This window comes from Lawsonibacter sp. JLR.KK007, from assembly GCF_036941135.1.
In the GTDB taxonomy this organism is placed as follows: domain Bacteria; phylum Bacillota; class Clostridia; order Oscillospirales; family Oscillospiraceae; genus Lawsonibacter.
The window spans coordinates 224,447-245,936 of sequence record NZ_JAYWSY010000002.1; the positions used below are offsets into that span (position 1 = coordinate 224,447).

Consider the following 21,490-nt stretch of genomic DNA (forward strand, 5'->3'; position numbering starts at 1 on the left):
TAAATTCAAACCAATCCACAAAGCTGCCGTTCCATACCCTGTCAACAAGAAAGTAGACTGCAACACAGGTCCCAATGCCGATTATAATAACGGCGATAAGTTGTAAAATTTTAACTGATTTACCTTTCAATTTGATACCCCACTCCCCAAATAGTTTTGATATACTTCGGGCTATCTATGGTGTCCCCCAGCTTCTCCCGCAGATGCCGGATATGGACCGTAATTGTATTGTTGCTTTTGCTGTAATACTCGTCCCTCCAAATTTCGTGAAATAACTCCTCAGAGCTGACAACCTTTCCCTTTCGCTCCAATAAAATGCGCAGGATGGAAAACTCGGTAGGGGTCAGGGACAGCGGTTTATCATGCAGCAGGCAGGTATGAGTGCCGGTATTCAGCTCCAACCCAGCGTGTAAAATCACACCGGAAGTATCCTCCAGTGATGGAGCTCGGGCCGGGTTGTACCGCTTGTACCGCCGTAGCTGGGCCTTTACCCGTGCCACCAGCTCCAACGGACGGAAGGGCTTCGTCATATAGTCATCCGCCCCTAACGTCAGGCCGGTGATTTTATCGGTTTCCCCATCCTTGGCTGTCAGCATGATGACAGGATATGTGTGCTGCTCCCTGATCGTTTGGCAGAGGGAAAAGCCGTTCATCTCTGGCAGCATAATGTCCAAAATCGCCAGATCAAGTTCTGTGGATTCAATACATTCCAGGGCCTCCTTAGCGGAGTAAAATTTGAATACCTGATAATTCTCATTTTTCAAGTACAACTCCACAAGATCGGATATTTCCTGTTCATCGTCCACGATTAAAATTTTGTCACTCATTTTATCAACCTCTTCCATATGCAGGAACCCTAAAACATTTTATCACAGATTCTCTCTGGCTTTCTTGTTTTTTTACTCAGAAATGATTAAGATTTTCCTAATATTTAGGATTACCTCATTTCCTTTTTTCCAAATTGTGTTACCGACAGGGCAAGCAGAGCAGCGAATACAGCGATCGCACAGGGCAGGAAGGGCATCAACGCAAACGCGGCGTCAGAGGTTTCCGCCGTAAAATCGTGGAGGGAACAGGACACCAGATAGCCGCTGTAACAGTAGGGATAAGCAATCCAGAGCGGCGTGTTGGCGGCCAGAATACCGGGGATCACCAGCAATGGTATCGGCTATTTTAGCGGACGAGGGCTTTTCGCGCCTTGTGACCGCCGCCAATAGGAAAGAGGGTCTTGCCGCCGCCAAGGCGGAACAGCCTGATCTGGCGATTTTGGATGTGATGCTCCCGGACGGCGACGGCTTTTCCCTGATGGAGCAGATCCGCGCATGAACGGATATTCCCGTGATCTTTCTGACGGCCCGTGACGAGGCGGCGGACAAGCTGGCGGGGCTGGGTCTTGGGGCAGTCGATCTGGGGACGGGCCATGTATGAGGCGGACGCGCTCGGCGCAATTTACTCTTTCGGGTCGATCAAGGCGGCGGCCTTTATGCGATTCCCATTCAGTATGTCACTTGGGTGGAATCCTTAACGGGAACGATTACCGCCGTTTCGCGGTCTCCAGATCACATGGCCGGCCCTATCGCGGAAGCAGGCAAAGCAGCAAATCCCCAATTCCCGACTCACGCCCCGGCATGGACCGGAAATGGCCGGCGCTGTGTGTCCGCCTGCCAAGCATGTGGAACCGGTGGTACTGTTCGAGCAAAAAAATCCCCAATAATTTGTACATTTTAGTACTGGACCGTCCGATTTTCCTGTAGTATGATTATCTGACTGTGAACATATAAGGAGAATCAGACATTGTGAAAAAAAGCCACAGCATTGACATGTGCAGCGGCTCTCTGGCGGACAAGATCCTGCTCTTTGCCCTGCCCCTGATGGCCTCCAGCCTGCTCCAGCTGCTGTTCAACGCGGCGGATATCGTGGTGGTGGGCCGGTTCGCCGGGAAAGAGGCGCTGGCTGCGGTGGGGTCCAACACCTCCCTCATCAACCTGATGATTAATCTGTTCGTGGGCCTGTCGGTGGGCACCAACGTGGTGGTGTCCCGGGACCTGGGCGCCGGGCGGCACGACAACGTAAGCCAGAGCGTCCACACCGCCATGACCCTGGCCCTGGCCAGCGGAGTGGGCATGATGCTGTTCGGGACCATGATGGTCCGGCAGCTGCTGGAGTGGACCTCCTCCCCCACCGACGTCATCGATCTGGCCACCGTGTACCTGCGCATCTACTTTCTGGGCATGCCTGCCAATCTGGTGTACAACTTCGGCGCGGCCATCCTCCGGGCCCAGGGGGACACCCAGCGGCCCCTGTACTTCCTCACCTTCGCCGGGGTGGTCAACGTCCTCCTCAACCTGATCTTTGTCATCGGCTGCCAGCTGGACGTGGCCGGAGTGGCTCTGGCCACCATCATCGCCCAGTACATCTCTGCCGGACTGGTCGTGCGCTGCCTGATGAACGAACAGGAGCCCCTCCGCCTGGAGCTGAAAAAGCTGGGCCTGACAAAAAAGGTGGTCCTCCAAATTTTAAAGGTGGGCCTGCCTGCCGGCTTTCAGGGCGTGGTGTTCTCCCTGTCCAACGTAGTGATTCAGTCCTCCCTCAATTCCTTCGACGACCCGGTGCTGGTCGCCGGCTCCGCCGCCTCGGCCAACATTGAGAGCTTCGTCTATGTGTCCATGAACGCCTTCCACCAGGCGGCCATCTCCTTCGTGGGCCAGAATTACGGCGCCGCCAAGTGCGAGCGGGTGGACAAGGTGGCCTGGCAGTGCGTGCTGTACTCGGTCCTGGCCGGTCTGATCTTTGGCAACCTGGCCTACCTGCTGGGCGCCCCTCTGGCGGGCATCTACGCCCCCGGCGAACCCGACGTGGTGGCTCAGGCCCTGATCCGGATGAGCTTTATCTGCTGCCCCTACTTCATCTGCGGCATCATGGACACCCTGGTGGGTGTGCTGCGGGGGCTGGGCAGCTCGGTGATCCCCATGGTCACCTCCATCGTGGGGGCCTGCGGCCTGCGGCTGCTGTGGGTGGCCGCCGTCTTCCCCCTTGACCGCACCCCCGCCTGCCTGTACATGTCCTACCCGGTCACCTGGATCATCACCACCCTGTTCCACTTCCTGTTCCTCATGCTGATCGTCCGCCGCCGGGCGTTCGCCAAGGTGCGGAACGACGGCCCCGCCTATCTGTCCACCGAGGGACGCCATCCAGAGCTGTAAGCAGTTTGAAAAAAGGACCGTTTGAAACGGTCCTTTTTCCGTCAAAAATTTCCTGGAGAATTTTCGGGAAAGGGTTTGACAAACGGTAACAATTATGTTACAATTCGGTTACAGTTTTCCGAACCCAATTCGTAACCAATTTTTTGAGGAGGCGTATTATGGCAAACCAAGCTCCACCGCTTTCCTATAAGGGTCACCCCCTGCGCCGGAAAGACAATCTGATCTATTACGGAACTATGGCCGAGAAGTATATCATCATGTTGCAGGTCCTTTCCTCCAAAAAACAGGGCGATTTAACGGTTGCGGACAAGGTATCCGTCCAGCTTCAGTTCACCGACCCCGACCTGAAGAGCCGGGACCGGGTGGTCAAGAAGAGCGAGAAGGACAGTCTCTACGCCGCGATGGACGTGGCCGCCGTCTGGCTGGACCGGGCGCTGGCCGGAAAGTAACAAAAGTTACAAACTGGATTCCACACTGCCGATAAGCCGTCTGCTGACAAAAATAGGAGGACGTCAAGATGAACTTCAAGCGTATCGCTTCCCGTGTCACCGCCAGCCTGCTGCTGGCCGCCGTTATGGTCTCCCCCACCCTGGCCGCCACCGGCACCGTCAATACAGAGGGCAGCAGCCTGCGGCTGCGCTCCCAGGCCAGCACCGAAAGCTCTGTGCTCACCAAGCTGCCCCACGGCACCCAGGTGGACGTGCTGGACCAGTCCGTGGAAGGCTGGTATCAGGTCTCCTACAAGGGCACTGAGGGCTATGTCTCCGCCGACTACCTGATCGTCTCGGAGGGGGACGACACCGTAGCGGACGCCCCCATCCCCGCTTCCGCCGCTCCCACCGACGAGCTGGCGGAGGTGATGTACATCAAGGTCCTCCAGGGTCCGCTGAACATCCGCACCGGCCCCAGCACCGACTATGACCGGGTGGGCCAGCTGTCTGTGGGCCGGACCGCCGAGGTCCTGGACGTTCTGGACGGCTGGTATCAGATCGAGAGCGGCTACGTCTGCGGCGACTATGTGCAGGAAGTGGACGCCACCGAGGCCCAAAACTCCAGCAAGGGCCAGGAGGTTGCGGACTACGCGCTCCAGTTCCTGGGCTACCGCTACGTCTACGGCGGCGCCTCCCCCAGCGGGTTTGACTGCTCCGGCTTTACCTCTTATGTGTACAAGCAGTTCGGCTATAGCCTCTACCGTTCCGCCTCTGACCAGCTGCAAAACGGCGTTGTCATCTCTCGGGACGAGCTTCAGCCCGGCGACCTGGTCTTCTTCAAGAAGAACACCTCAAAGCCCGCCTCCCACGTGGGGCTGTACATTGGCAACAACCAGTTCATCCACGCCTCTACCTCCAAGGTGGGCGTCATCATCAGCCGCATGTCGGACGCCTACTACACCACCGGCTTCGTGGGAGCCCGCCGCATTGTCTGATCAAATACATAAACACCGCGCTCCCCGTCTGGATGCAGACGGGGAGCGTTTTTTGTGCAAAAAAAACGGAATAGACCTTGACAGCCTATCCCAGTTATGGTAAAATAAAATGCTTTCGTGTCCGTATAATTTTTGATTGGACACTTTCCCATATTCACAATGTCAGTGTAGCACACCCCCGCTGGATTGGCAAGAGCGCAGAAGCCGTTTTTAACCACGCCCCCGTGTGTGCCGCTCCTCCCTCTCTCCGCGGTTTTGTGCAAACTGACAGCTTTTCTCCCCTGTTTTTCCAAGATCCGCCCAAAGAAAGTGACAACCAACCGTCAATTCTGAAGAAAGCGAGTTGATTTTTCAGCATGGTCGTCAAGGACGTAATGTATGGCAAGACCCCAAGAAAGAGCTTCGCCCGGTACGAGGAGATCCTGGAGATGCCCAACCTGCTGGAGGTACAGAAAACCTCTTACCAGTGGTTTTTGGACGTCGGCCTGAAAGAGGTGTTCCGGGATGTGGGCTCCATCGTGGACTACGGCGGCAACCTGGAGCTGTCCTTCGTGGACTTCTCCATGGACGAAAAGCCCAAGTACGACGTGGAGGAGTGCAAGGCCCGGGACGCCACCTACGCCGCCCCCATCAAGGTGCGGGTACAGCTGCGCAACACCCAGAACAACCAGATCAATGAGCAGGAGATCTTTATGGGGGACTTCCCCATCATGACCAACTCGGGCACCTTCGTCATCAACGGGGCCGAGCGTGTCATCGTCTCTCAGATCGTCCGCTCCCCTGGCATGTACTACACCCGCGAGGTGGACAAGGCGGACAACAAGACCTACGCCACCACCGTCATCCCCGGCCGGGGCGCCTGGCTGGAGTATGAGACCGACCTGAGCGATGTGTTCTACGTCCGCATCGACAAGAACCGCAAGCTGCCCGTCACCTGCCTCATTCGGGCCATGGGGCCCCGCACCGATCCGGAGATTTTGGAGCTGTTTGGCGAGGACGAGCGCATCCTGGCCACCCTGGAGAAGGACGCCTGCAAGACCTACGAGGATGCCATGCTGGAGATCTACCGCAAGCTGCGTCCCGGCGAGCCCCCCACGCTGGACTCCGCCGAGACCCTGATCAACGCCACCTTCTTCGACCACCGGCGGTACGACCTGTCCACCGTAGGCCGCTACAAGTTCAACAAAAAGATGGCTCTGTGGACCCGGCTGTCCGGCTGCAGGCTGGCCCAGCCCATCCCCGACCCCCTCACCGGCGAGGTCATCGCCGAGGCTGGCGAGGTTCTCTCCCGGGAGCGGGCCCAGGAGCTGGACAACAGAGGTGTGAACCGGGCTGTGGTGGACGTGGACGGCAAGCTGGTGGTGGTATTCTCCAACGACATGGTGAACCAGAAGGGCTTCACCGCCCTCACCGGCTTCGACCCCTCTGAGGTGGGCATCGACGAGATGGTCTCCTTCCCCGTGCTGCGCAAGCTGCTGGAGCAGTACCAGGGCAGCGAGCTGAAGGAAGCGATCTGCCGCTCCAAGGAGGAGCTGATCCCCAACCACATCACCGTGGCCGACATCATGGCCTCCATCAACTACCTGAACTGTCTGGCCAACAACATCGGCACCCCGGACGACATCGACCACCTGGGCAACCGCCGCCTGCGCTGCGTGGGCGAGCTGATCCAGAACCAGTTCCGCATCGGCTTCAGCCGCATGGAGCGTGTGATCCGGGAGCGGATGACCACCCAGGACCTGGATGTGGTCACCCCCCAGAGCCTGATCAACATCCGGCCGGTCACCGCCGCCATTAAGGAGTTTTTTGGCTCCTCCCCCCTGTCCCAGTTCATGGACCAGACCAACCCCCTGGCCGAGCTGACCCACAAGCGCCGTCTGTCCGCTCTGGGCCCCGGCGGTCTGAGCCGGGACCGGGCCTCCTTCGACGTCCGTGACGTTCACTACTCCCACTACGGCCGGCTGTGCCCCATCGAGACCCCCGAAGGTCCCAACATCGGCCTGATCTCCTATCTGGCCTCCTACGCCCGGATCAACAAGTACGGCTTCATCGAGGCCCCCTACCGGAAGGTGGACAAGGAGACCGGCCGGCTCACCGACGAGATCACCTATATGACCGCCGATGTGGAGGACGAGTATATCATCGCCCAGGCCACCGAGCCGGTGGACGAGGAGGGCCGTCTGGTCAACGAACGGGTCACCTGCCGCCACCGCAACGAGACCATCTCCGTGGATCAGCACCGGGTGGACTATGTGGACGTCTCCCCCAAGATGATGGTGTCGGTGGCCACCGCCATGATCCCCTTCCTCCAGAACGACGACGCCAACCGCGCCCTGATGGGCGCCAACATGCAGCGGCAGGCCGTCCCCCTGCTCCGCCCCGAGGCCCCCATCGTGGCCACCGGCCAGGAGCACAAAAACTGCATCGACTCCGAGGTGGCCATCCTGGCCGAGGGGCCGGGGACCGTCACCAAGGTGTCCGCCCGGTATATCACCGTGGCCTATGACAACGGGAAGACCAAGGACTACCGTCTGACCAAGTACCTGCGCTCCAACCACACCACCTGCATCAACCAGCGGCCCATCGTGGACGCGGGGCAGCGGGTGGACTTCCAGGACGTGCTGGCCGACGGCCCCTCCACCGACAAGGGCGAGATCGCGCTGGGCCGGAACATCCTTATGGGCTTCATGACCTGGGAGGGCTACAACTACGAGGACGCCATCCTCCTGAACGAACGGATGGTAAAGGATGATGTGTTCACCTCCATCCATATCGAGGAGTACGAGACCGAGGCCCGGGACACCAAGCTGGGGCCCGAAACCATTACCCGGGACATCCCCAACGTAGGCGACGACGCCCTGAAGGACCTGGACGAGCACGGCATCATCCGGGTGGGCGCGGAGATCCGGGCCGGCGACTACCTGGTGGGCAAGGTCACCCCCAAGGGCGAGGCCGAGGCCACCGCCGAGGAAAAGCTGCTCCGGGCCATTTTTGGTGAAAAAGCCCGGGAGGTCCGCGACACCTCCCTGAAGGTGCCCCACGGCGAGTCCGGCATCGTGGTGGACGTGAAGGTCTTCACCCGGGAGGCCGGCGACGAGCTGGGCCCCGGTGTTAACCAGACGGTCCGTGTCTACATCGCCCAGAAGCGTAAGATCAGCGTGGGCGACAAGATGGCCGGCCGCCACGGCAACAAGGGCGTGGTCTCCCGCATCCTGCCCCAGGAGGATATGCCCTTCCTCCCCGACGGCACCCCCCTGGACATCGTGCTGAACCCCCTGGGCGTGCCCTCCCGTATGAACATCGGTCAGGTGCTGGAGGTCCATCTGGGCTACGCCGCCAAGACGCTGGGCTGGAAGGTGGCCACCCCCATCTTCAACGGCGCCACCGAGTCCGACATCCAGGACTGCCTGAAGCTGGCCGGTCTGGCCCGCACCGTGGGCCGGAACGAGCCGCTGATCGGCAAGCCTCTCTACCTGGCCGACGAGGGCGAGACGGCGGAAAAAGCCGCCGTAGCCCCTCCCATCGGAGAAGGCGGCAGCCCTGCCATGCGTCCCCTCACCCCCGAGGAGATGGCCGACGCCAAGCAGGTGGCCCAGTGGCAGCAGGAGGGCCGGCTGCGCATCGTAGACGGCAAAAACTGGCTGTATGACGGCCGCACCGGCCGCCGGTTCGACAACCCCGTCACGGTGGGCTACGTCTACTTCCTGAAGCTCCACCACCTGGTGGACGACAAGATCCACGCCCGCGCCACCGGCCCCTACTCGCTGGTCACCCAGCAGCCGCTGGGCGGCAAGGCCCAGTTCGGCGGCCAGCGTTTCGGCGAGATGGAGGTGTGGGCCCTGGAAGCCTACGGCGCCGCCTACACCCTCCAGGAGATTTTGACCGTCAAATCCGACGACGTCACCGGCCGTGTCAAGACCTACGAGGCCATCGTCAAGGGCCTGAACGTGCCCAAGCCCGGCGTGCCCGAGTCCTTCAAGGTGCTGATCAAGGAGCTGCAGTCTCTGTGTCTGGACATGAAGGTGCTGGACACCGAGGGCAACGAGATCGAGCTGAAGGAAGAGGACGAGGACACCTATCAGCCCGTCCGGGACGACTACTACGACCGGGAGGACGGCTTCGGCTATCAGGCCAGCAGCGACTTTGCCTCCGCCGGCGGCTTTACCTTCAAGGGGGACAGCGACGACGACGACCTCTCCATCGGCCAGACCGAGGAGAGCGCGGAGGATGCCCTGTTCACCGACGAAGACTATAACTGAGGTAGGGAGGAGATCAACACATGAGTTACGCTGAGTTTGACGCGATCCGAATCGGTATCGCCTCCCCCGAGCAGATCCGCGAGTGGTCCTTCGGCGAGGTGAAGCGGCCGGAGACCATCAACTACCGCACCCTCAAGCCGGAGAAGGACGGCCTGTTCTGCGAAAAAATCTTCGGCCCCACCAAGGACTGGGAGTGCAACTGCGGAAAGTATAAAAAGATCCGCTACAAGGGCAAGGTGTGCGACCGCTGCGGCGTGGAGATCACCAAGGCCAAGGTCCGCCGGGAGCGGATGGGCCACATTGAGCTGGCCGCCCCGGTGAGCCACATCTGGTATTTTAAGGGCATCCCCTCCCGGATGGGCCTGCTGCTGGACATCAGCCCCCGGATTCTGGAGAAGGTGCTGTACTTTGCCGCCTATATCGTCATCGACCCCGGCTTCTCCCCCCTGTCCAAGAACCAGATCCTGTCGGAGAAGGAATACCGGGACATGCGGGAGAAGTATGAGGACGACTTCGACGCCGGTATGGGCGCCGAGGCCGTGAAGAAGCTGCTCCAGCAGATCGACCTGGACCAGCTGTCTGAGCAGCTGCGCAAGGAGCTGAAGGACGCCTCCGGCCAGAAGAAGGTAAAGATCATCAAGCGGCTGGAGGTGGTGGACGCCTTCCGCCTGTCCGGCAACAAGCCCGAGTGGATGATCATTGACGTGCTTCCTGTCATCCCCCCGGAGATCCGGCCCATGGTCCCCCTGGACGGCGGACGGTATGCCTCCTCCGACCTGAACGATCTGTACCGCCGGGTCATCAACCGGAACAACCGCCTGAAGCGGCTGATTCAGCTCAACGCCCCTGACATCATCGTCCGCAACGAGAAGCGGATGCTCCAGGAGGCGGTGGACGCCCTCATTGACAACGGCCGCCGGGGCCGGGCGGTCACCGGGGCCAACAACCGGGCGCTGAAGTCCCTGAGCGACATGCTCAAGGGCAAGCAGGGCCGCTTCCGCCAGAACCTGCTGGGCAAACGTGTGGACTACTCCGGCCGTTCCGTTATCGTGGTGGGTCCCTCCCTGAAGATCTACCAGTGCGGCCTGCCCAAGGAGATGGCCATCGAGCTGTTCCGCCCCTTCGTCATGAAGAAGCTGGTGGACGACGGCCTGGCCAACAACATCAAGGCCGCCAAGAAGATGGTGGAGAAGGGCGAGGCCGCCGTGTGGGACGCCCTGGAGTTTGTCATCAAGGACCACCCCGTCATGCTCAACCGCGCCCCCACCCTGCACCGGCTGGGCATTCAAGCCTTCGAGCCCGTCCTGGTGGAGGGCCGGGCCATCAAGCTGCACCCTCTGGTGTGTACCGCCTTCAACGCCGACTTTGACGGCGACCAGATGGCGGTCCATGTCCCCCTGTCCGCCGAGGCCCAGACCGAGGCCCGGGTACTGATGCTGTCGGCCAACAACCTGCTCCGTCCCCAGGACGGCGGACCGGTGACCATCCCCTCTCAGGATATGATCCTGGGCGCCTACTATCTGACCTACAGCCGGGACGAGGGGGACGTCAACCACGCCTTTGCCGATGTGGATGAGGCCATGATGGCCTACGACGCCGGGTTGGTCACCCTCCACACCCCCATCCGGGTCCGCCTGTATAAGGAGATCGACGGCGAGATGCGCCACAAGCTGGTGCAGACCACCGTGGGCCGCCTGATCTACAACGAGGCCATCCCCCAGGACCTGGGCTTTGTGGACCGGGAGAACCCCGAGACCATGTTCGACCCCGAGGTCAACTTTGTGGTGGGCAAGAAGCAGCTGGGGAAGATCATCGACAAGTGCATCGCCAAGCACGGCTTCACCACCTCCGCCGGTATGCTGGACGCCATCAAGGACCTGGGCTACCATTACTCCACCACCGGCTCCCTCACCGTGGCCATCGCGGATATGACGGTTCCCTCCAAGAAGTATGAGCTCATCAACGAGACCGAACAGAGGATCGTCCTGATTGACAAGCAGTACCGTCGGGGCAATCTGACCAACGAGGAACGCTACCGCGAGGTGGTCAAGGCCTGGGAAAAGACCACCAAGGACGTCACCAACGCCCTGCAGGAGTCCATGGACCAGTACAACCCCATCTTTATGATGGCCGACTCGGGCGCCCGCGGCTCCATGGCTCAGATTCGTCAGCTGGCTGGTATGCGCGGCCTGATGGCCGACACCGCCGGACGTACCATCGAGATTCCCATCAAGGCCAACTTCCGTGAGGGGCTGTCGGTTCTGGAGTACTTCATCTCCTCCCGAGGTGCCCGGAAGGGCATGGCCGATACCGCCCTGCGGACCGCCGACTCGGGCTACCTGACCCGCCGTCTGGTGGACGTCTCCCAGCAGGTCATCATCCGCGAGGAGGACTGCGGCACCAGCGACGGCATCCTGGTCAGCGAGATTGAGTCCCACGGCCAGGTGATCGAGACCTTTGCCGAGCGCATCCACGGCCGCTACCCCACCGAGGACGTCCTGGACCCCACGACCGGCGAGGTGCTGTTCACCAAGGATACCATGCTCCGCAAGGACGACGCCACCACCCTGGAGGCGCATGGCCTGCATCAGGTAAAAATCCGCTCCGTCCTGGCCTGCCGGGCCCGCAGCGGCGTGTGCGCCAAGTGCTACGGCATCAATCTGGCCATCGGTGAGCCGGTGGGCGCCGGCGAGGCGGTGGGCATCATTGCCGCCCAGTCCATCGGCGAGCCGGGCACCCAGCTGACCATGCGTACCTTCCACACTGGCGGCGTGGCCGGCGGCGACATCACCCAGGGTCTTCCCCGTGTTGAGGAGCTGTTCGAGGCCCGCAAGCCCAAGAAAATGGCCCAGCTGGCTGAGATCTCCGGCCGCATCTCCATTGAGGAGACCAAGCGCAATGTCATGTGCAACGTCACCATCACCGCCAATGACGGCGAGGTGGTCACCTACGCCCTGCCCTACTCCTCCGGCATCAAGGTGAAGGAGGGCGATATGGTCGAGAAGGGCGTGGAGCTCACCGAGGGCGTTCTCTCCCCCCACGACGTGCTGCGCATTCGCGGCCTGTCCGACTGCCACAACTACCTGATCAGCGAGGTCCAGAAGCCCTACCGCCAGCAGGGCGTGGACATCAACGACAAGCACATTGAGGTCATCGTCAGCCAAATGATGCGCAAGGTGCGGGTGGAGGACCCCGGCAGCTCTGAACTGCTGTCCGGCTCCACAGTGGACCTGGTGGAATTCCTGGATATTCAGGATAAAATCCAGGAGCGCATCGACGCCGGGGAAAAGGACGAACTGGGACAGGACCTGGTCCTGCCCACCTGTACCCGGCTGCTCATGGGAATCACCAAGGCGTCGCTGGCCACCGAATCCTTCCTGTCCGCCGCCTCCTTCCAGGAGACCACCAAGGTGCTCACCGAGGCCGCCATCAAGGGCAAGGTGGACCACCTCCAGGGCCTGAAGGAGAACGTGATCATCGGCAAGCTGATCCCCGCCGGCTCCGGCCTGGCCCAGTACCGCAAGGAGGACATCATCGACGACGAGGGCAATCTGGTCTCCCAGTCCCGCCGCCGCCCCGAACGGGAGATCAACCTGGACTTCAGCGTAGATGAGGACGAGGATGAGGGCGAAAACGAGAGCGAAGAGCTCTTCGAGACCGGCGTCATCGAGCTGGAACCCGCCTCCGCAGAGCCTGCGGCTCAGGAGGCCGAGGTCTGAGCCTCGGAATACTGGAAAAGGGACTGCCAACTGGCAGTCCCTTTGTTATGATCCCCTGTTCAGACAGGCATCCGGCCCGCCAGCGTTCATGGCGGCGTCTTTTCCAATGGCAGCATATGTAAGCCGAAAAACAGGGCCGCCCTTTTGGGCGGCCCTGCTGCGCTTCAGGAAACTTACTTCAGGTTGAAGAACGCCTTCATGCCGGGGTACTGAGCCACGTCGCCCAGCTCCTCCTCGATGCGGAGCAGCTGATTGTACTTGGCCACGCGGTCGGTGCGGCTGGGGGCGCCGGTCTTGATCTGGCCGGCGTTGAGGGCCACGGCGATGTCAGCAATGGTGGCGTCCTCGGTCTCGCCGGAGCGGTGGGACACGATGGCGGTGTAGCCGGCCCGGTTGGCCATCTGGATGGCGTCCAGGGTCTCGGTGAGGGTGCCGATCTGGTTGACCTTAATGAGGATGGCGTTGCCCACCTTCTTCTCAATGCCGGTGGCCAGACGGGACACGTTGGTGACAAACAGGTCGTCGCCCACCAGCTGGACCTTGTCGCCAATGGCCTTGGTCAGCATGGCCCAGCCTTCCCAGTCGGTCTCGGCCATGCCGTCCTCCAGGGAGATGATGGGGTAGGTGTCAGCGAACTTCTTCCACATGTTCACCAGCTGCTGCTGGGTCAGCTTCTTGTTGCTCTTGGGCTGGATATAGCACTTCTCCTCCTCGTTCCACCACTCGGAGGAAGCGGCGTCGATGGCGATCTTGAAGTCCTCGCCGGGCTTGTAGCCGGCCTCCTCGATGGCCTGGACGATCACTTTCAGGGCGTCCTCATCCTTCTTCAGGTTGGGGGCGTAGCCGCCCTCGTCGCCCACACCGGCGGCGGGGGTGCCGTTCTCCTTCAGGGTCTTCTTCAGCTGATGGAAGACCTCGGCGCAGCGGCGCAGGGCCTCCCGGAAGGAGGGGGCGGAGACGGGCATGATCATGAACTCCTGAATCTCCACGTTGTTGGTGGCGTGAGCGCCGCCGTTGAGGATGTTCATCATGGGGACGGGCAGCTGCTTGGCGTTGACGCCGCCGATATAGTTGTACAGGCTGGTGCCCAGAGCGTTGGCAGCAGCCTTGGCACAGGCCAGGGAGGCGCCCAGGATGGCGTTGGCGCCCAGGCGGTCCTTGTTGGCGGTGCCGTCCAGCTCGATGAGCATCTTGTCGATGGCAGTCTGGTCCAGAACGTTGGTGCCGATCAGGGCCTCAGCGATCTCGGTGTTCACGCTCTCCACGGCCTTCAGCACGCCCTTGCCCAGGTAGCGGCTCTTGTCGCCGTCCCGGAGCTCGCAGGCCTCGTAGATTCCAGTGGAAGCGCCGGAGGGAACGGCGGCGCGGCCCATAGTGCCGTCTTCCAGATAAACCTCTACCTCAACGGTGGGGTTGCCGCGGCTGTCCAGGATCTCGCGGCCGATTACGTCTACAATTTCGATCATCTGCTTCATGATATTTGATCTCCTTTCAAATCGTCGGATATCATTTGGTAAGGCGGGCTCCCCCGCCGGGGCAACAGATTTACTGGGCGATGAGGGTCTGTCCGTCCATCTCGGCGGGCTTTTCCAGGCCCATCAGGTCCAGCATGGTGGGGGCGATGTCGCACAGGCGGCCGTCCCGCAGGGTGACGTTTGCGCCCACGATGCAGAAGGGTACCAGATTGGTGGTGTGGGCGGTAAAGGGAGAGCCGTCGGTGTCCACCATCCGCTCGGCATTGCCGTGGTCGGCGGTGATCAGGGACACGCCGCCCATCTTGGAGGTGGCCTCCACTACCTTGCCCACGCACTCGTCCACTGTGGACACCGCCTTGCAGGCGGCCTCGTACACGCCGGTGTGGCCCACCATGTCGCAGTTGGCAAAGTTGAGGATAATTACGTCATAGCTGCCGCTGAGGATGCGCTTCACCGCCTCCTCGGTGACCTCATAGGCGGACATCTCCGGCTGAAGGTCATAGGTGGCCACCTTGGGGGAATTGATCAGGCACCGGTCCTCCCCCGGGAAGACCTGCTCCACGCCGCCGTTGAAGAAGAAGGTCACGTGGGCGTACTTTTCCGTCTCAGCGATGCGCAGCTGGGTCAGGCCCAGGTTGGAGATATACTCCCCAAAAATGTTCTGCAGCTTCTGCCGGGGATAGGCCACCGTCACGTTGGGCATAGTGGCGTCGTACTCGGTGGTGCAGATGAAGTCTACGGGGATGAAGCCGGTCTTGCGCTCAACGTCGGTAAAGTCCTCATCCACCAGGGTGCGGGTGATCTCCCGGGCCCGGTCGGGGCGGAAGTTGAAGAAGATCACCGAATCGTTGTCCCGGAGCTGGGCGTCCTTGGCGCACACTACGGGGACCATGAACTCGTCGGTAACGCCCGCATCGTAGGAGGCTTGGACGGCATCCGCCGCATCCTCCGCGAACGGGGCCTGGCCGCAGGCGATGGCGTCGTATGCCTTCTGGAGGCGGTCCCACCGCTTGTCGCGGTCCATAGCGTAATAGCGGCCCATGACGGTGGCAATCTGGCCGATGCCCAGCTGCTGCAGTTTGGCCTGGAGCTGCTCCACGTAGCCCTTGCCCGAGGAGGGGGGCACATCGCGGCCGTCCAGGAAGCAGTGAATATAGACCTTCTTCAGGCCCTGATCCTGGGCCATCTTCAGCAGGGCGAAGAGGTGGGTGATATGGCTGTGGACGCCGCCGTCGGACAGCAGGCCCATCAGGTGCAGGGCGGAGCCCCACTCCCGGCAGTTGTCCATGGCCTCCAGGTAGGCGGGGTTCTCAAAGAAGACCCCGCTCTCAATGTCCCGGCTGATGTGAGGCAGGTCCTGGAACACCACCCGGCCCGCGCCGATGTTGGTGTGGCCCACCTCGCTGTTGCCCATCTGGCCGTCGGGCAGGCCCACGTCCAGACCGGAGGCGGACAGCTTGCTGTGGGGGCACTGGGAGAAGAATTTATCCAGATTGGGGGTGGGGGCGTTGACCACCGCGTTGCCCGCGGAGGGAGCCTCCACACCAAATCCGTCCATGATGATCAACGTGGTAGGTGTTTTCATACAAAAAACCTTTCTTAATTCCCCGGCTGCGCCGGGTCATACATTACTCCTGATTGGCGGCCTCGATGATCGTGACAAAGTCCGCAGGCTTCAGGGCGGCGCCGCCGATGAGGCCGCCGTCCACGTCGGGCTGAGCCAGCAGCTCCTGGGCGTTCTTGGCGTTCATGGAGCCGCCGTACTGGATGGTGACGGAGCGGGCCACGTGAGCGCCGTACTCCTTGCGGATGACGGTACGGATGGCCTGGCAGACCTCGCCGGCCTGCTCGGCGGTGGCGGTCTTGCCGGTGCCGATGGCCCACAGGGGCTCATAGGCGATGACCACGTGGCGCACCTTCTCGGGGGCCACGTTGGCCAGGGCGCACTTCACCTGATAGGCGATGAGCTCCATGGTCACGCCCAGCTCCCGCTGCTCCAGGCTCTCGCCTACGCAGATGATGGGGATCAGGCCGGCCTCGATAGCGGCGTGGACCTTCTTGTTCACGGTGAAGTCGGTCTCGTTGTAGTACTGACGGCGCTCGGAGTGGCCGATGATGACATACTTGGCCCCGGCCTCCTTGATCATGGCGGCGGTGATCTCGCCGGTGTAGGCGCCGTGGTCCAGCTCATGGCAGGTCTCAGCGCCAATGGCGATGTGGCACTCCTTGAACAGGCGGACGGCGGACTGGATGTTGGTGGCGGGCACGCACAGCACCACGTTGCACCACTTGCCCTTGGGCATGATGGGCTTGATCTCCTCCGCAAAGGCTTTGGTCTGGGACAGGGTGTTGTTCATTTTCCAGTTTCCGGCGATGATTGTCTTACGGTAACGACGATTCATGGTAAATCACTCCTATTTGTTTTTTCCAAGCTGATTACAAAGGGGGGTGACCCCCACTTAGATGACAAAATACTTATGCGTCCAGCAGGCAGGCCACGCCGGGCAGCTCCTTGCCCTCCATAAACTCCAGGGAGGCGCCGCCGCCGGTGGAGATGTGGCTCATCTTGTCGGCGTAGCCCAGCTGCTGCACGGCAGCCGCGCTGTCGCCGCCGCCGATGATGGTGGTGGCGTTGGTCTTGGACAGGGCCTCGGCCACCGCCTTGGTGCCAACGGCAAACTGATCAAACTCAAACACGCCCATGGGGCCGTTCCAGATCACGGTGCCCGCGTCGGCCACGGCGTCACAGTACAGCTTCACCGTCTCAGGGCCGATGTCCAGGCCCTGCCAGCCGTCGGGGATCTCGCCAGCCTTGACCACCTTGGAGCTGGCATCGGGGGCGAAGGCGTCAGCGATGACGGTGTCCACGGGCAGCAGCAGCTTCACGCCCTTGTCCTTGGCCTTCTGGATCATCTCCAGGGAGTAGTCCTTCCAGTCCTCCTCCAGCAGGGAGTCGCCCACGGCGCCGCCCTGAGCGGCGGAGAAGGTATAGGCCATGCCGCCGCCGATGATGATGGTGTCGGCAATCTCCAGCAGGTTGTTGATGACGCCGATTTTGGAGGAGACCTTGGACCCGCCCAGGATGGCCACCAGGGGCCGCTTGGGGTTGGCCAGCGCACCGCCGATGAAGTCCAGCTCCTTCTGGATCAGGAAGCCGCTGACGGCGGGCAGATAGTCGGCCACGCCGGCGGTGGAGGCGTGGGCGCGGTGGACCGCGCCGAAGGCATCGGACACGTAAACCTCCGCCATACCGGCCATCGCCTTGGCCAGGGCCGGATCGTTTTTGGTCTCCCCCGCCTCAAAGCGGGTGTTCTCCAGCAGCAAAACCTGGCCGGGCTGGAGGGCGGCGGCCTTGGCCTGGGCGTCCTCGCCCACCACATCGGCAGCCATGATGATATCCTTGCCCAGCAGCTCCCCCAGGCGGACGGCCACCGGCTTCAGGGACAGCTCGGGCTTGACCTCCCCCTTGGGCTTGCCCATGTGAGAGCAGGCGATCACCGCTGCGCCCTGGTCCAGCAGGTACTGGATGGTGGGCAGAGCGGCCCGGATGCGCTTGTCGTCCGTGATGACGCCGCTGCCGTCCTTGGCCATGGGCACGTTGAAGTCGCAGCGAAGCAGGACCTTCTTGCCCTTGACATCGATGTCTTTGACCGTCTTTTTGTTATAGTTCATACTCTTGACTCCTTTCATTTCGTAAAGGTGACAATAGACTTACCGCTCTTGAGCCATCTCCCCCGTCCCGGACAGCTCGGGAAAGCCCTGCTGGCGCAGCGCCTCATAGGCCAGGACTGCCACCGAATTGGCCAGGTTCAGGCTCCGGGCGTCGGGCCGCATGGGGATGCGGACGCACCGGTCCCGCCACTTTGCCCGCAGATCCCCGGGCAGTCCGGCGGTCTCCTTGCCAAACATGAGCCAGCAGCCCTCCCGGTACTGGACCTGGGTGTAGTCCCGGGGAGCCTTGGTGGTGGCCAGCCACAGATCCGGCCTGGGGTTGACGGCGAAGAAGTGGTCCAGACTGTCATATACCTGCAGGTCGACCATATGCCAATAGTCCAGTCCCGCCCGGCGCACCGCTCGCTCGCTGATGTCAAAGCCCAGGGGCCTGACCAGGTGGAGACGGCTGCGGGTGGCGGCGCAGGTGCGGGCAATATTGCCGGTATTCTGCGGAATCTCCGGCTCGACCAGTACAATGTTCAGCACGCGGGCCCCTCCTTGCTCTTGCGGCTTTCATTGTAGTCCAAACCGAGAAAAATTTCAACTGCAAAATGGTCGAAATATTGCAGAAACTTCATAAATTTATTGAAATATCTATGATTCGCCTCGTTTTTTGTGCAATTCCGAGATTTACCACTTTTTTCTCCTCTTTTTTTAGGCAAAGTGCCGAAGCAAATTCCTTCAAAGCAGCAGAAAAACTGCGTCCCTCCCTTCCAATTTCTGTTTTATCCTCCTTTGGGTAGAAAAATTGTACAAAAAGCATTCCTCTTTCTGGAAATGACTATCCCTTTCCGGAAATACATGCTATAATGGCTCCACCCACATATTCAGAAGGATCAGGAGGTCTTGTTTTATGTCTCATACCGTTGAAATTCTCTCGGTGGGAACCGAGCTGCTGCTGGGCAACATCGCCAATACCGACGCTCAGATGCTCTCTCAGGGGCTGAGCGAGCTGGGGCTGAACGTCTTCTGGCACACGGTGGTGGGGGACAACCCCCAGCGCGCCCGGGAGGCGGTGGCGCTGGCCAAGCAGCGGGCGGACGTCATCATCACCACCGGCGGCCTGGGGCCCACCTGCGACGATTTGACCAAAAACGTGCTGGCCGAAGCCTTTGGCAAGAAGCTGGTCTTTGACGAGGGGTCGGCGGAGCGCATCCGCTCCTACTTCACCCGCACCGGCCGGCCCATGACGGACAACAACCTTCAGCAGGCCATGCTGCCCGAGGGCTGCACCATCCTGGAGAACGACTGGGGCACCGCCCCCGGCTGCGCCTTTGAGGCGGAGGGGGTCCATGTCATCATGCTCCCCGGGCCTCCCAGCGAGTGCCGGCCCATGTTCCAGTACCGGGCCAAGCCCTACCTCCTCTCCCTGTCCGAGGGGGTCATCGCCTCCCACACCATTAAGCTGTTCGGCATCGGGGAGTCGGCCATGGAGGCCCAGCTGCGGGACCAGATGAACGCCATGTCCAACCCCACCCTGGCCCCCTACGCCAAGGAGGGAGAGTGCGAGCTCCGGGTCACCGCCAAGGCCGCCACCAGCGAGGAGGCCCAGGCTCTGCTCAAGCCCACCGTGGAGCAGGTCAAAAAGCTGTTTCACGACAAGGTCTACGGGGTGGACGTCCCCTCCCTGGAGTACGTGGTGCTGGAGGCGCTGCGCACAAAGGGCCTTACCCTGGGGACCGCCGAGAGCTGCACCGGCGGCCTCATCGCCAAGCGGCTCACCGACATCCCCGGCGCCTCCCAAGCCTTCCAGGGCGGCATCGTGTCCTACACCAATGAGATCAAGGAAACCCTGCTCGGCGTCCCGGCCCACATGCTGGACCGCTATGGCGCGGTGTCCCGGGAGGTGGCCGCCGCCATGGCGGAGGGCGCGCGGAAGGCGCTGAACTGCGACATCGCCCTGTCCTCCACCGGCGTCGCCGGGCCGGATCAGGACGACCGGGGCAATGAGGTGGGCACCATGTTCGTGGCCATCGCCACCACCCGGGGCACCCACGTCCGGGCCCTGAATCTGGGGCCCCGCCCCATGCGGGAGCGGCTGCGCACCCAGACCGCCAGCCACGCCTTCGATCTGGCCCGCCGGTATCTGTCCGGGCTGGACTGCGGGGACTAAAAAACCTCCCTCACAGAGGGAGTCCCGCTCAAATTTGATTAGGAGGGAGAGCGACTTGTCCGCACAAGTAACACGGTCCGCCCGCTCCGTGGATATGACGGAGGGCAGCGTGGTGGGCCACCTGGTCCGCTTCGCCGTTCCGCTCCTGCTGGGCAACCTGTTCCAGCAGCTGTACAACACGGTGGACCTGTGGGTGGTGGGCCGGTACGTCAGCAACGCGGCCTACTCCGCCGTAGGCACCGTCACCCCGATCATCATCATGCTCATCGGCTTCTTCATGGGGCTGGCCAGCGGCGCGGGGGTGGTCATCTCCCAATACTACGGGGCCAAAAAGCAGGACCAGGTGCGCCAGACGGTCCACACCTCCATCGTCATGACCCTGGTGCTGGGGGTGGTGCTGTCTGTGGCCGGCATCCTGATCATCCCCTTCATGCTCCGGCTGATGAAGACCGCTCCCGAGGCCGTCCCCGAGGCCACCACCTACCTGACCATCTACTTCGCCGGGGCCATGGGCCTGCTGCTGTACAATATGGGGTCCGGCATTCTGCGGGCAGTGGGCGATTCCAAACGGCCCTTCTACTTTCTGGTGGTGTCCGCCCTGCTGAACATCGCCCTGGATCTGCTCTTTGTGGCCGGCTTTCGCATGGGGGTGGAGGGGGTGGCCTACGCCACCATCCTGTCTCAGGGGGTTTCGGCGGCGCTGATCCTGACCGTCCTGGCCCGCAGCAGCGAGGCGTGCATCCGCCTGCGGCTGCGGGATCTGCGGATCGACCTCCGCATCCTGCGGCAGATCATCCGCATAGGCGTCCCCTCCGCCCTGCAGATGGCCATCACCTCCTTCTCCAACGTATTCGTCCAGTCCTACATCAACTTCTTCGGCCTGGACTGCATGTCCGGCTGGACCACCTACAGCAAGCTGGATCAGTTCATTATCCTCCCGGTCCAGTCTCTGGGGCTGGCCGCCACCACCTTTGTGGGACAGAATCTGGGGACCAGCCAGGTAGAGCGGGCTAAAGAGGGCACCCGCGCCGCCTTCTTCCTGTCCGTGGGCATTACGGTGGTCATCTCCGCCTTCGCCATTCTCTTCGCCCCCTGGCTGGTGGCCTTCTTCAACGACAAGCCGGAGGTGGTGGCCTACGGCGCCCTCTTTCTGCGCCGCATGTGTCCCTGCTACGTGCTCATCTGCGTCAATCAGGTCTACTCCGGCTCCCTGCGGGGGGCTGGCATCAGCCAGCCGCCTACCTACATCATGCTGGCCTCCTTTGTGGTGTTCCGGCAGATCTACCTTTACATCATGGCCAACTTTATCTCCAACACCATCCTGCCCATCGCCCTGGGCTACCCCGCCGGGTGGCTGGTGTGCAGCATCCTGACCCTGCTCTACTACAGCCGCGTGGACCTGGCCGGCAGGCGTCTGGTGGACGATCCCACCTCCATGCCCTCGAAGACATAAAAAAGAGCGCCATAAGGGATGTACGGATCAAGAACCTGATCAACCCACATACAAGTTGAGCAGTTACCGAAAAAAGCAAAACTTTTTGACCGGTAATGTCAAGAAATATGCGCAAAATAGCCAGCGCC

At 61.5% G+C, this 21,490-nt stretch carries 15 protein-coding genes; 8 read left to right on the plus strand and 7 right to left on the minus strand.

Annotated elements, in window-relative coordinates:
• Nucleotides 1-119 precede the first annotated feature (119 nt).
• A complete protein-coding gene (gene vanR / locus VV088_RS10930; protein WP_334600702.1) occupies nt 120-827 on the minus strand; it encodes a VanR-ABDEGLN family response regulator transcription factor in 708 nt (235 codons plus the stop codon).
• Nucleotides 828-937: 110 nt separating this feature from the next.
• Nucleotides 938-1,159, minus strand: a complete 222-nt coding sequence (locus VV088_RS10935) for a hypothetical protein (protein ID WP_442913146.1) — start codon at nt 1,157-1,159, stop codon at nt 938-940.
• Here VV088_RS10935 and VV088_RS10940 point away from each other — a divergent pair.
• The 6 genes from VV088_RS10940 (at nt 1,159) to rpoC (ending at nt 12,607) form a co-directional block, all read left to right on the plus strand.
• Entirely contained in the window at nt 1,159-1,326 is a 168-nt protein-coding gene (locus tag VV088_RS10940; RefSeq protein ID WP_442913147.1) for a response regulator, read from the plus strand. The genes VV088_RS10935 and VV088_RS10940 overlap by 1 nt on opposite strands.
• 470 nt (nt 1,327-1,796) lie before the next feature.
• Nucleotides 1,797-3,203: an MATE family efflux transporter gene (locus VV088_RS10945; protein WP_334600703.1), complete on the plus strand. Its 1,407-nt coding sequence runs from the start codon at nt 1,797-1,799 to the stop codon at nt 3,201-3,203.
• A gap of 158 nt (nt 3,204-3,361) precedes the next feature.
• Nucleotides 3,362-3,652, plus strand: a complete 291-nt coding sequence (locus VV088_RS10950) for a hypothetical protein (protein WP_334600704.1) — start codon at nt 3,362-3,364, stop codon at nt 3,650-3,652.
• A 68-nt stretch (nt 3,653-3,720) separates the two neighbouring features.
• Nucleotides 3,721-4,629: a C40 family peptidase gene (locus VV088_RS10955; RefSeq protein WP_334600705.1), complete on the plus strand. Its 909-nt coding sequence runs from the start codon at nt 3,721-3,723 to the stop codon at nt 4,627-4,629.
• Nucleotides 4,630-4,985: 356 nt separating this feature from the next.
• Nucleotides 4,986-8,888 carry a DNA-directed RNA polymerase subunit beta gene (rpoB, locus tag VV088_RS10960; protein ID WP_334600706.1) on the plus strand — a complete coding sequence of 1,301 codons (3,903 nt, stop codon included), beginning with the start codon at nt 4,986-4,988 and terminating at the stop codon, nt 8,886-8,888.
• Nucleotides 8,889-8,908: 20 nt separating this feature from the next.
• Entirely contained in the window at nt 8,909-12,607 is a 3,699-nt protein-coding gene (rpoC, locus tag VV088_RS10965) for a DNA-directed RNA polymerase subunit beta' (RefSeq protein ID WP_334600707.1), read from the plus strand.
• 173 nt (nt 12,608-12,780) lie between these two features.
• On the opposite strand, the gene eno is transcribed toward rpoC, so the two are convergent.
• From eno to VV088_RS10990, 5 genes are all read right to left on the minus strand, one after another.
• Nucleotides 12,781-14,082, minus strand: coding sequence for a phosphopyruvate hydratase (gene eno / locus VV088_RS10970; RefSeq protein WP_334600708.1), 1,302 nt, complete (start codon nt 14,080-14,082; stop codon nt 12,781-12,783).
• Between the two features lie 70 nt (nt 14,083-14,152).
• Entirely contained in the window at nt 14,153-15,667 is a 1,515-nt protein-coding gene (gene gpmI / locus VV088_RS10975) for a 2,3-bisphosphoglycerate-independent phosphoglycerate mutase (protein ID WP_334600709.1), read from the minus strand.
• Between the two features lie 43 nt (nt 15,668-15,710).
• The gene (tpiA, locus tag VV088_RS10980; RefSeq protein ID WP_334600710.1) at nt 15,711-16,484 is read right to left on the minus strand and encodes a triose-phosphate isomerase; all 774 of its coding nucleotides are present in this window, start codon (nt 16,482-16,484) and stop codon (nt 15,711-15,713) included.
• Nucleotides 16,485-16,557: 73 nt separating this feature from the next.
• Complete coding sequence (locus VV088_RS10985; protein ID WP_334600711.1) at nt 16,558-17,754, minus strand: phosphoglycerate kinase; 1,197 nt, start codon at nt 17,752-17,754, stop codon at nt 16,558-16,560.
• A 39-nt stretch (nt 17,755-17,793) separates the two neighbouring features.
• Complete coding sequence (locus VV088_RS10990) at nt 17,794-18,282, minus strand: tRNA (cytidine(34)-2'-O)-methyltransferase (protein WP_334600713.1); 489 nt, start codon at nt 18,280-18,282, stop codon at nt 17,794-17,796.
• A 367-nt stretch (nt 18,283-18,649) separates the two neighbouring features.
• Between VV088_RS10990 and VV088_RS10995 the strand changes: the two genes are divergently transcribed.
• Together VV088_RS10995 and VV088_RS11000 are read left to right on the plus strand one after the other, a co-directional pair.
• Nucleotides 18,650-19,909: a competence/damage-inducible protein A gene (locus VV088_RS10995; protein WP_334600715.1), complete on the plus strand. Its 1,260-nt coding sequence runs from the start codon at nt 18,650-18,652 to the stop codon at nt 19,907-19,909.
• A 55-nt stretch (nt 19,910-19,964) separates the two neighbouring features.
• Complete coding sequence (locus VV088_RS11000) at nt 19,965-21,362, plus strand: MATE family efflux transporter (RefSeq protein WP_334600717.1); 1,398 nt, start codon at nt 19,965-19,967, stop codon at nt 21,360-21,362.
• Nucleotides 21,363-21,490 lie beyond the last annotated feature (128 nt).

Excerpts from the sequence above, each read along its gene's own strand:
- vanR (WP_334600702.1), bottom strand. The coding sequence starts at position 827 with ATGAGTGACAAAATTTTAATCGTGGACGATGAACAGGAAATATCCGAT.
- VV088_RS10940 (WP_442913147.1), top strand. The coding sequence starts at position 1,159 with ATGGTATCGGCTATTTTAGCGGACGAGGGCTTTTCGCGCCTTGTGACC.
- VV088_RS10950 (WP_334600704.1), top strand. The coding sequence starts at position 3,362 with ATGGCAAACCAAGCTCCACCGCTTTCCTATAAGGGTCACCCCCTGCGC.
- VV088_RS10955 (WP_334600705.1), top strand. The coding sequence starts at position 3,721 with ATGAACTTCAAGCGTATCGCTTCCCGTGTCACCGCCAGCCTGCTGCTG.
- rpoB (WP_334600706.1), top strand. The coding sequence starts at position 4,986 with ATGGTCGTCAAGGACGTAATGTATGGCAAGACCCCAAGAAAGAGCTTC.
- rpoC (WP_334600707.1), top strand. The coding sequence starts at position 8,909 with ATGAGTTACGCTGAGTTTGACGCGATCCGAATCGGTATCGCCTCCCCC.
- eno (WP_334600708.1), bottom strand. The coding sequence starts at position 14,082 with ATGAAGCAGATGATCGAAATTGTAGACGTAATCGGCCGCGAGATCCTG.
- gpmI (WP_334600709.1), bottom strand. The coding sequence starts at position 15,667 with ATGAAAACACCTACCACGTTGATCATCATGGACGGATTTGGTGTGGAG.
- tpiA (WP_334600710.1), bottom strand. The coding sequence starts at position 16,484 with ATGAATCGTCGTTACCGTAAGACAATCATCGCCGGAAACTGGAAAATG.
- VV088_RS10985 (WP_334600711.1), bottom strand. The coding sequence starts at position 17,754 with ATGAACTATAACAAAAAGACGGTCAAAGACATCGATGTCAAGGGCAAG.
- VV088_RS10995 (WP_334600715.1), top strand. The coding sequence starts at position 18,650 with ATGTCTCATACCGTTGAAATTCTCTCGGTGGGAACCGAGCTGCTGCTG.